This window comes from Vibrio sp. OPT18 (assembly GCF_015163615.1).
Taxonomy (GTDB): Bacteria; Pseudomonadota; Gammaproteobacteria; order Enterobacterales; family Vibrionaceae; genus Vibrio; species Vibrio coralliirubri.
In genome coordinates, this window is sequence record NZ_JADDYK010000053.1 from 182,783 (window position 1) to 194,228 (window position 11,446).

Sequence of the window (11,446 nt, forward strand, 5' to 3'; positions counted from 1 at the left end):
TCGGCTCACCGTAGGTTGGCTCATATCCAGTGCCAATGCCGTGTTGGAAACGTGCTTCTCTTCAAGAAGGTGTTTAAGAATAACGAGTAGATTGAGGTCGACTTGAGAAAGATTCATTATGCAAATATTAACAATATAGAAAATTCAATGAGCGCATAGTGCTATTTTTTAACAAGTAATACAATTGATAATCACTCCTATTTTGATCTAGAGCAATATGCAGAGCACAGTTTAAGGTTAAGTGGGTTATAAAGCTCTAAGTCAGAAATGTTTAAACATAAAAAAGAGAGGCACAATGGCCTCTCTTTGATCGTCTACTTTATATAACTAGCGTTGAGCTATCAGACTACAGCTTTGTCCAAGCATCTTGCCAATATTGGCTATCTGCTGGAGCGTAAGATGCACTTGCACACCATGCCGTGTATGGCCAAGGCTTACATTCGTACAAGCCATTATCGCTGCCGACCACAATGTCACCCGCTGCGTAGTTTGTGCCCGCTTCATATGGAGGGTAATCACCTGGAGGAGGTGTTGTACCACCACCGTCTTTAACAGCGAACGAATCGTTTACCATCACCATTTCACCGTCAGACGCTTTACCGACTACTTCAAGTGCATATTGCCCTTCCGCTACATCGTACAAGTCGATGGTAATAGCGCGGCTGTCCGTTACATTAACCTTAGTTTGCTCTACCACAGTACCTGCACTGTTGATCACCATAGCGGTAACATCTAATGCTTCATTTGATGTCAGTGTCAGATCTAAACGTACATTGCCGTTATCTGGTGCATATTCTGATTGAAGCCCTGAAACTGAAAGCTCTAAGTCATCGCCCGGATCTGGGTTACCACCACAAGAAGAGTCTGAAACTTTTCTCCAAACGCCCCACTCACCTGTCGTTCCTGGTTCTTCGCCGCGAGTGTACCAACCTGCTCCCCACGTTGAACCGTCATGAGATACTTGGTCGCCTTCCACATAAACGGTGTCGGCATCCCATGAAGCAGCACAGTTAGAACCATCAGTTACAGACACTTTACGGTCAGCGGTTACAGTTTGGTTCGCGCTGTCTGTTACGCTATACACTAGTGTGTAGTTGCCGATCTCATTTACATCGACACTGCCAGTGTGTGTAATAGTGCTTGTCAGGTCCCCATCTTCAGCATCATTCGCCGTCACGCCTGCCATAGCATCAAACGCAGCTCCCAACACAACAGTTGTGTCAGACACACCATTAAATACTGGCTTCTGGCTGTAAACCTCTACCGTTCTCGCTTTAGTAGTTTCGTTGTTATCGCTGTCTTTCACTCGGTAAGTTAGAACGTAAGTACCAATAACACTGGTTTCAACGTAACCTTCAACATCGATTGATGACGTTAGATCGCCGTCTTCTTTGTCTGTTGCCGTTACGCCATCCATAGGATCAAATGTTGTTCCGTGAAGAACACGCGTATTTTCAACACCTTTAAGAACGGGCTCACCCTCTACTGGTGGTGGCGTCACTTGACCGTGGACAAACGGGCCGTAGTCTTTAATAAACTGCTCGTTGTATTGTTGACCGTTTTTGTTGGTGCCCATGTCCCAGTTGATAGACCAAGTCATCACACCACGTAGCGGTTGGCCTTGCGCCGTTAGGCTATCAAACGCGTCGTATAAATCTTGTGGCTCTTGCACAAAACCTGTCGCTGCAGCATCGATACTTGAAGGAATACCAAACACGAGCTTGTCATGTGGGATTTTGTGGAAACCACGCGTTCCGTTGATCAGAGAATCAGAGATGTAGTAGATAAACTCTTCTTTTAACGCATCGTTGTTTTGAGCAATCCAACCCACGCCTTCAACCCAGATGCCATCGCCACCTTGGTTGTAGAACTGTGGGTTAATCCAGTCGTAGTAGCCTTCTAGATTATCAATATAAGGTACGTACTTGCCGCCTGTCGTTAGATACGGGAACTCAGGCGCCATAGTAATAAGGAAGTTTTTACCTTCTGCGCGGTAGTGGTCTTTCACTAGCTTAAGAGCATCAGGAATCACGGTTTGGTTGTTTGCTGCGGTTACGGCTGCTTGTTCAAGGTCGATATCTAGACCGTCGAAACCGTAACGCTCGGTAAGACGGATAATCTCATCAGCAAAGGCTCTTTCATCACCGGTTTCTAGCTCTACGTGTGCATCAGCACCACCCAAAGCCAACAGTACAGAACGACCTTGCTTGTTGAGTTCAGAGATTTGGTCAATAAATTGTTCTTCTGAAAGCCCAATGGTTGGGTCCAGTTTAAAAGTTGGGATTCGACCATCAGCCACATCGTAAACCTTCATGAATGACACATTCACGATGTTGTACATTGGGTTCACTTCATCCAGTGTCACACATGGCGCATTACCACCTTGGTAGCCGCCACCGTCACACCAGTTATGCCAATAGCCAACCACGACGCCAGAATCTGGATTCGTCATATCTGAACCATTCGCATAAACAGCGCCAGACATAGCCGCCATGCCGACCGATACTGCTAATTGTAGAGCTTTACGTTTCAACATTAGTCCCACTTCCTTACTTAACAGCTGTGCCAATCACAACCGAACCAATTCATTGTAATCATGAATATTTATAGAGAAGTAATGGAATTTATAGGAAAAGATGACCTTTGATTTAACTTGTGATTTTAAGTCACAGATTGAATATCAGAATCAATATGATTTTGACTTTTCATTCAAATTGAAATGCTAAAAACTGTTATTTTCGGTCGAACCCATTGATTGTGCAAATATTTAATCAACCTTAATTCACTAAGATAATTAACCAAAAATATAAAAAATCACCAATAGGAAAAAATGAACTTTAAATCGGCAAAATTCACCCCAAACACGCCGTAATTACTGACCTCAGACCAGATACCATTGCGAGTGATATCACTAAAATAGCGTAGATATAGCCATCATATATGTGCTAGCAATACACACATATAACGGAATATAGGAGTAAGAATTTGTGGAATTTTGAATGGATACGTCGGGAGTTTTTCAGTTAACCTTCAGTACCAGATGAATAGTATGCATCCAATAGTGAAATAAAATTCACCTTATCAAGTTCATTAAGTTGATTAATTCCAGCCGCTGCTTTTCTTCCTCCGCCAGTTGCAAAACTTGAGCAAATTTCGTCTGCACCCCTTCTGTTTGATAATGGTGCCCGTAAGCTCACCGTGTAAGACTCGCCATCTTGGTTTTTCGTTAATACTGCTTGCGCTCGGTTTGGGTCTTGATTAACGATTTCATTACCAAATACGCCACTGATGCGCCTTGCCCAAGCCTCACCTGGCAGTTCAAACACACGTGCGGCTTCACTTTCATAAACAGGAGCAAGGTTTGATAACTGTTGGCGATCATTTTGATAAGCTGCTCGTAGTCGATAAAACACAGAGTCTTTATCATCCAAAAGATCAAACGGATTCGGGTATTGATAAAGGGTTTTGTAAAGCTCAGCTGGCGTGAAATGCAAATCACTCAGTGACGAACCGTAACCATTGTAGTTAACCAAGGTACCTAGCTCTTCTAAAAACTCGGTTTGAGATTGATCGAATCCATTTTCATCCACTAGCCGCACGGCCACAGTTTTTAGATTGTCGCCAAAGGCAGCCGCGATTGCCCAAGCCACATGCGCACCATTCAGCTTCTGGTTAATCAGCAAGCTCGTGCAGCTCTCTGGCGCGGTATCAATCAGAGTATCTAAATGCTCAGAAGTTGGGACATCCCCTGTTCGGTGGTGATCGCAATAAAATACATTGATGTTGGCGTCTAGCAGTGAGTGCAACGCCGGCAGATTTTTCTCCATCGACACATCTAAAACGGTAGCGGATGAGACGCCACCTTGATTGCCCGGCTCCATAAGTTGAGTAACAACTTGAGAGACCAACTTAATATCACGCTTTACACCTGTAATGAGTACGCTCTCTCTTGGCTCACTTAATCGCAGCTGTAACAACGCGATTATGCCATCTGCGTCTCCGTTGAATACGTCGTAGTGCATGTTGTTCCTCTTCCTATAGATTTAACCGTTTGCCAGAAACGCGCCAATTCGTTTGTGTGTTCGATAGTCTGTCATTATTTTAGTTATATTTCACAGATACTTAAGTCTATTTTGGAATGCCTTATTCTCATTAGATTCAAAAGATAAACACATTAATAATATTGTATGACTTATATCACAGTAAACGAATACGAAAAGATTATAAAATAAGCGCCTCCCACTTAATGATAAAGAGACGAATGAACACTACCACCACTCTTGTTTATGACACTTTAAAAAGCCTTGCTGCTCACGCTCCTGAGCAACATGCCGAGATTCGCCAGCGTTTATATAAGCAGTTGAGCCTGCCATTTAACAAGCAGCTCTCGTTATACGCTAATGTGCTTGGTCCTATCAGCTCAGGTAAGTTAGCGGGATGCGACAATATTGATAAAGCGGTTGAACTGGCACTTGATGTGTTGGAAGGCCGAAGCAAGTAAATCTCCTTCTTTAAAATACGTAACACAGCGGCCCTAACCTTCCCCCAGTTAGGGCCGTTTTTTCGTTCGCGTCATTTGATTAGTGAATTTCAGATACAAAAAAGGCGCAGATAATCTGCGCCTTTGGTTTTAGCTAGTTTCAGGAACGTTACGATGTCTTGAACTGTGCCACAGCTTTATCCATATCATGGGCTTGTTCTGCGACCTTATCGACTTCAACTAAACAGTGCTGAGCTGATGCGTTGTTGTCGTTAGAGATGGTGTTTAGCTCTGTGATTGAGTCACTCACTTGCGCCATCACTGCGCCCTGCTCTTCAATCGCTGATGCAATACGTTCTGAGTTGCCTTGAATGCTTTCCATATCGCTCAAGATAAGTTGCAAGCTTGCATCCAGCTCTTCTGAATCTTTAAGTGTTAGTTGGCCTTGTTGATTACACTCGCCAATTTCTGTCATCGACGCCTGCATCTGGCTTTGAATCGCACTCACCACTGAGGTTATTTCTGTGGTCGATTGATGCGTTCTGCTTGCTAGTGCGCGTACTTCATCGGCAACTACCGCGAAGCCACGACCTTGTTCACCCGCACGTGCTGCTTCAATGGCTGCGTTCAATGCCAATAGGTTAGTTTGTTCTGCAATGCCTTGGATGATGTTTACTGCATCGCCGATTTGGTCAACATGATGGTTCAGTGAGCTGATCGAATCTTGGCTGCTTGAAAGGCGTTCAGACAACTGGGTGATGTTGCTGATGGTTTCAACCACCACTTCACGTCCTTTATCCGCATTCACTTTCGCTTGATGTACCCCTTCAGCCGCAACCGATGTGCTTTCAGAGATCTCGCCAATGGTGAGTACCATCTCTTGAACTGACGTTGTCATGGTTGAGGTGTGATTTGCTTGAACTTCAAACTGTTTGATTACTGACTCTAGCTCATCATGCATGTTCGATGTGCTTTGTGTCAGTTGCAATGATTTAGATTGAGAGGCAGCGATAAGCCCTTCCAGTTGATCCAACAGTTGGTTGAAGTATTGGCCTAGCGTGCTGAGTTCGTCTTTACCATCTAGGTGAGAACGAATAGACACGTCGTTTGAATTAACGATATTACGGATAACCGAAAGCAGTGACTCAATTTTGCCAATGATAGAACGGACAATTAACCAACTGAACAGAATGATCGACACAAGCAATGTGACGCAAAGGATGTTGTTGATCAGCGATAGTTTGTCCATCTCTTGCTGCGTTTGTTGGTCTAGCACCGCCGAGAACTCTTTAAACTGAGTCTCGATAACATGTGAGCCAGAACGCGTTTCGCCTAGGAGACCTTCGTTATGCTTCAAACCGATCACGCGCTTCTGCTCAACCACTTGGCGAGCAGCGTCAATCAAAGCCGCTGAGCTACTCATATTCGAAGTTATAGAAAGAACACTCGGGTCTAACTCCCCCTTCTCAATTAAGTCATTGAACAGGTAAAGTTCGATTTTTTGTTCCGCACTGGCTGTCGCACTGATGTTATCGAGCAAAACATGAAACTCGCCTAGCAGGCCTTTGTCGCGTGCTAGCCCATAGACTTCGCTCGCTTTTACTAGGTTAACAAAGCTGGTGTGGTAGGTTTCGATGTCTTCACGTAGGTGTGTGCTGTTGGCTAAACCTAAATCACTGAGCACTGTATCTAGCTCAGATTCAGACGCTAAGAATTTGTTGTAGTTTACGTCGAACTTGTCGAGGTATTTCATATCACTACGCAGTAAGAAATCTTTCTCGTTACGGCGAAGGTTGAGCAAGCGCACTTCAAGTTCTTTGGTAATTTGTTTGGCTTCGCTCATTTGAGCGGTGGTGTCTGCAAATTGTGATGTGGTAAACAGCAGTGAAATCATGCCGAAGATGGAGAACATCCCCAGCGAATAGAGCTTTTTCTTTATATTCATATACGTGGCTCGTCTTTACTAAATTAACTATGAGTATCTAAATAAATCGCATCAAAGAATGGATATCCAGCTTGCGCGACCTGATTATTGTTATGGTTTTTATATCGATAATGAGCGTCTAAAACTGTGGCTTCTAAGTCCACTAGCTATGACGTTCTTAATTGCATTTAAACAGCAAATGAAGCAGCCAACTAAAGTTAATTTTATCAATAACACAAATTTATTACATGTACATTAGTTGAATGATAAAAGTGAGAGACAGCTATTTGACGGAGTGTGAGGGCTTGAACACCTTGCTATGTAAAGCTTTGAATTAAAACACTTTGGAATATTATTGACCTGATGGTTAGAAATGACGCTTTTTTGGCTCATCAGAGGAGCAAGAACGAAGATCAATATTGGAGGTTTTGACTTGGTTTTTAAACGGGAAACCCATCGATTGGTGATTGTAGAGTCGATCGTAAATGGCGAAAAAAATGGACCTACTCAATTCGAGTCAGGTCCATTTTTGGATTTCTAATCAATCGCTTTGCGGCTAATAAGTTAGGCTGCGAACTTAAGGCTGACTAAAACGCTTTCACCATCTTGGTTAGGCACTTCAATAATACCGCTTTCTCGTCTTCTTCGATGTCTTGCGTCAGCTCATTAACCAAATTCAAGTGAAGCTGGTTATGGTGAACGTGGATCTTCTGACCTTCATCAGTTAATGCCACCACAATTGCACGACGATCCGTTGGGTGTTCATGGCGTTCAATCAATTCAGCTTTAACCAGCTTTTCGATTTGAACAGTAAGTGTACCCGTGGTTATGCCCAACTTTTCAGCGAGCTCTTTCATTCTTAACGCGCCATGCATACCAAGTACTTCAATGGTGTGTACTTGAGCCAGGGAGTAACCCGTCTCTTTGACAACAGACTGCTCCCACGAAGACATTTTATCGTAGAACTCAGTCAGTATTTGGTTAAGCTGTTCTATATTTCGCATGGTCGTTTGAATGCACTTCAAGAGTAAGATGATTAATCTTATCAAACTTGGCGAGCATTTGTTTATATTCAGAGATGGTTTTATCACTGTTTGATTCAAGAGTAATCGCTGCTGAATAGTGATGCCCACTCACCTTCCACATATGGAAATCAGTGACCGACGCATAAGGCGTTAAGGTTTCGGTCACTGAGTCACGATAATCTTGGTCGATATTCTCATCAAGTAGGATTGGGCTGGTTTGTTTCATCAGGTTCATCGTCCACTTAGCAATCACGAATGCGCCAACCATTCCCATTGCTGCATCTAACCAGTTCCAACCGTAAAACTTACCAAATAGCAGCGCAACAATCGCAAGCAGCGAAGTTAGAGTATCGGCCAACACATGCATGTAGGCTGCGCGTAGGTTATGGTCATGATGGTGCTCACCATGTTTATGACCATGGTCGCTGTCGTGATCATGGCTATGTGAATGGCCATGCTCGTGTCCGTGATCATGATGGTGATCGCCAAGTAAAAACATACTCACCACATTCACAGTTAAACCAATACAAGCAACGATGATCGCTTCATTGAACTGAATCGCTTGTGGGTTAAACAAACGATGCACTGATTCCACCAGCATCAACAATGCCACAATCCCCAATGCAATCGCGCTGGTGTAGCCCCCTAGCACACTGACTTTGCCAGTACCGAAAGAGAAACGTTCGCTCTCGGCATGTTTCTTCGCATATCGGTATGCAAATAAGGTGATGCCAAACGCCGCAGCATGCGTCCCCATGTGCCAACCATCGGCAAGTAACGCCATTGAGCCGTAAATAGTACCTGCAACGATTTCAACAACCATGGTAACGACGGTCAATAACAAGACATAGAACGTGCGTTTCTCACCTTGGCTGTTATGTGAAGAAAAGTTGTGTTGGTGACGTGTTGGAAAACTCAAAATGGCGTCCTTAGCTTGTATTTGTGGTTAGATGATCGTTGTTAATAAAATCCCTTTGATTAACAAGTAATTTGATAATCAAAGTAATAAATTGGAATTTAGTTTGATTATCAAACTTTGTCAACGATGAATTTTGAAACTATGATTTGCGGGACGAATAGTTGATGGTGCGCTCTAGATTGTTCCAGCGCTTATTGATTCAGTAAAAACGAGGCTTTTCAGGGACAAAAAAGCCCACGCGAGGTGGGCTGATTGAATCAAACTCAATGATTGTATTTATTTGTTTTGCAATGAAATAATCTCATCATTCACCCACCCTAACAACTGCTTGGTTGCTTTCGACAAGACTTGGTTCTGCCGAACAATATAACCAAGGCTGGTGCTCGAGAAGTTGATCAATGGTGTCACTGTTGAGTTCAAATGATGCTTCGTTGATACCGCGAATTCAGGGACAATCGCCACGCCAAAACCCGCTTCTGCCCAATCGATTTGAGCATCGACACTCCCTACTTCCATTACCCTGTAATTGGGGAGATTAAGACTCGGTAAGCCTTCATCAATGAAGTCACGCGTTCTCGTATCATGACCCAGTAGAATCAATGTGAGCTCTGCATCAGAGTCTTGGATGTCAAACCCATCGCCAAGCGCACACCAAGAAAGCTCTTGCAGCTTAGTGAAATACAATGACTCGTTGTGCTGCTCTTTGGCGATAACAAAACCAATATCCGCTTGAGCATTTTTAACTAAACTCGATGCCTGAGATGAGGTGGTATTCAAGAGCGTAAGGTCAATACCGGGATACTGCGCTTTAAACTTCTGGAACGGGCGAATTAGCAAGAATCGAGAAATGATGTCACTCACAGCAATGGTTAACGTCCCTATTTTAAGGTCGTTAATAGCATTGAGATCGGCCTGACAAATCTGTAGTTCGAGTAGCGTTCTTTGGCTTGTTTCCAATAGCCGCTCACCCGCTTGAGTCAATTGAAAAGGGCTTCGCTCTATCAACTTTATGCGTGTTTGTTGTTCTAATTGTTTTAGGTGCAAACTCACATTGGGTTGGGTCATATGCAGTGCATTGGCTGCTTTCCCGAAATGCTTGTACTCCGCAAGCGTCACAAACGTCTTCAACAAATTGATATCCAGCATCATACCTCTCTCTCGTGTTACTTATTTCATTCCCTAAAAATGAAGAATGCCCCATCCGTCATTCCCTTCAGTGCGGAATATCCTCACATCGTCATTCCCTACAGTGAGAAACGAACACGATAGGAAATCTCGTTTGTGGTTTGAGATTCCAGATACCTCGTTCCTCGGTTCTGGAATGACGGTTGTTTTGACGTTTCTCTACTAATTATCGTCGTTCATTAAATTGAGGAATACCCCCACATCGTCATTCCCTACAGTGAGAAACGAACGCGATAGGAAATCTCGCTTGTGGTTTGAGATTCCTGATACCTCGTTCCTCGGTTCTGGAATGACGCCAAGAAATCGAGTCGACGTTAGGTTCGTCACTTCCAGTTGTAAGGAACTGCAATCGCGTCACTCTCTACGACGAATTACACCCCACCCCGTCATTCCCTACAGTGAGGAACGAACGCGATAGGGAATCTCGCTTGTGGTTTGAGATTCCTGATACCTCGGTTCTGGAATGACGCCAAGAAATCGAGTCGAGGTTAGGTTCGTCACTTCCAGTTGTAAGTAACTGCAATCGCGTCACTCTCTACTACGAATTACACCCCACCTCGTCATTCCCTACAGTGAGGAACGAACGTGATAGGGAATCTCGTTTGTAGATTAAGACTTTAAGGATATATGGAATTCTTATCAAGATAATAAAGATAATTAATTTCTCTTATCCACCTTGTAGGCCTAACATGATTTCTCAATCAGTTAGGAGAAAAATTATGCCATCTATCGTTGTTGTGGGCGCAAACTGGGGTGATGAAGGCAAAGGCCGCATCGTCGATTTTTTAGCAGACCAAGCTTCTGCTAGCATTCGTTTTCAAGGCGGAAACAATGCGGGTCATACTGTGGTAAATGACTTCGGTACATTCAAACTGCATCAACTACCTAGTGGTATTTTTAATCCTAATTGTACGGCGGTTCTTGGCCCAGGCATGGTGATCAGCCCCGCTGCTCTAACTGAAGAGATTGCAGAAGTACAGGCGGCTGGCATCAAAGTGAAAATGGCAATCTCAGACCGTGCCACACTGTGCCTGCCTTTACACGCTCTTGAAGATACGCTTGAAGAAGAGCGTTTGGGTGATGGCGCTTACGGTTCAACACGTCAAGGTATTGCACCAGCGTACGGCGATCGTGTAATGAAGAAAGGCATTCTTGTGGGTTGGTTGAATCAGCCTGAGATTTTAGAGCAGCGTATTCAATTCCTGCTTGATTGGAAAATGCCTCAGCTCAAAGCGCTATACCCTCAATGTGATTTCACTCAGACAGCTTCTGAAATGACAGAGTGGTTACTTGAAGTGACTAAGGCTTGGCGTCCGTTCATTTGCAACGTGACTGAACCACTTAAAGCACTGCAATCACAAGACGCAAACCTACTGTTTGAAGCTCAGTTAGGCGCAGGTCGTGACCTTGTCTACGGTGAATACCCTTGGACGACGTCTTCAAATGTAACTGCAGCTTACGCGGGTATCGGTAGTGGTTTACCTGCTCTTCGTCCTGAGCGTGTTATTGCCGTTGCTAAATCATTCAGCTCGTCTGTTGGTACTGGCACGCTAGTGACTGCAATGGAAGAGCAAGACAGCTTCCGCGAAAGCTCTAACGAATATGGTGCAACAACAGGTCGCCCGCGTGATATGGGTTACTTTGATGCGGTCGCAACTCGAAACGGCGTTGACCTACAAGCCGCGACTGAAATCGCTCTGACTAAGATTGATTGCTTGTCTGGTTTATCTGAACTTAAGATCTGTACCGCTTATTCAGGTGAGCACACAGAGAACCCAATTTGGCCACAAACTGCTGAACTAAAACCTGTATATGAAGATATGGCAGGCTGGGACGAAGACATTACTGGCTGCCGCACCTTTGAGAGCCTTCCTCAAGCCGCACAAGATTACGTAACTCGTATCGAAGAGTTG

At 44.1% G+C, this 11,446-nt stretch carries 9 protein-coding genes; 2 read left to right on the forward strand and 7 right to left on the reverse strand.

Features of this window, described 5'->3' with window-relative positions; genetic code table 11:
- The 3 genes from IQQ51_RS27110 to IQQ51_RS14150 form a co-directional block, all read right to left on the reverse strand.
- A partial coding sequence (locus tag IQQ51_RS27110; RefSeq protein WP_228012876.1) for a helix-turn-helix domain-containing protein occupies positions 1-117 on the reverse strand: 117 nt, incomplete at its 3' end.
- A gap of 229 nt (positions 118-346) precedes the next feature.
- Positions 347-2,536 (reverse strand): immunoglobulin-like domain-containing protein, encoded by a 2,190-nt coding sequence (locus tag IQQ51_RS14145; protein WP_193841403.1) that lies wholly within the window; start codon positions 2,534-2,536, stop codon positions 347-349.
- Positions 2,537-3,023: 487 nt separating this feature from the next.
- Positions 3,024-4,022 (reverse strand): DHH family phosphoesterase, encoded by a 999-nt coding sequence (locus tag IQQ51_RS14150; RefSeq protein WP_193841404.1) that lies wholly within the window; start codon positions 4,020-4,022, stop codon positions 3,024-3,026.
- Between the two features lie 239 nt (positions 4,023-4,261).
- Between IQQ51_RS14150 and IQQ51_RS14155 the strand changes: the two genes are divergently transcribed.
- Positions 4,262-4,501 (forward strand): PAS factor family protein, encoded by a 240-nt coding sequence (locus IQQ51_RS14155; RefSeq protein WP_193841405.1) that lies wholly within the window; start codon positions 4,262-4,264, stop codon positions 4,499-4,501.
- 148 nt (positions 4,502-4,649) lie between these two features.
- Here the strand turns inward: IQQ51_RS14155 and IQQ51_RS14160 are convergent, their stop codons facing one another.
- The 4 genes from IQQ51_RS14160 to IQQ51_RS14175 form a co-directional block, all read right to left on the reverse strand.
- A complete protein-coding gene (locus tag IQQ51_RS14160; RefSeq protein WP_193841439.1) occupies positions 4,650-6,374 on the reverse strand; it encodes a methyl-accepting chemotaxis protein in 1,725 nt (574 codons plus the stop codon).
- Between the two features lie 617 nt (positions 6,375-6,991).
- Positions 6,992-7,408, reverse strand: coding sequence for a MarR family winged helix-turn-helix transcriptional regulator (locus IQQ51_RS14165; protein WP_017059185.1), 417 nt, complete (start codon positions 7,406-7,408; stop codon positions 6,992-6,994).
- Positions 7,386-8,348 carry a CDF family Co(II)/Ni(II) efflux transporter DmeF gene (dmeF, locus tag IQQ51_RS14170; RefSeq protein WP_193841406.1) on the reverse strand — a complete coding sequence of 321 codons (963 nt, stop codon included), beginning with the start codon at positions 8,346-8,348 and terminating at the stop codon, positions 7,386-7,388. Before dmeF ends, IQQ51_RS14165 begins: the two co-directional genes overlap by 23 nt.
- A gap of 276 nt (positions 8,349-8,624) precedes the next feature.
- The gene (locus tag IQQ51_RS14175) at positions 8,625-9,497 is read right to left on the reverse strand and encodes a LysR family transcriptional regulator (protein ID WP_193841407.1); all 873 of its coding nucleotides are present in this window, start codon (positions 9,495-9,497) and stop codon (positions 8,625-8,627) included.
- Between the two features lie 755 nt (positions 9,498-10,252).
- Here IQQ51_RS14175 and IQQ51_RS14180 point away from each other — a divergent pair.
- Positions 10,253-11,446 (forward strand): adenylosuccinate synthetase (locus tag IQQ51_RS14180; protein ID WP_228012863.1); only part of this gene is annotated, 1,194 nt, incomplete at its 3' end.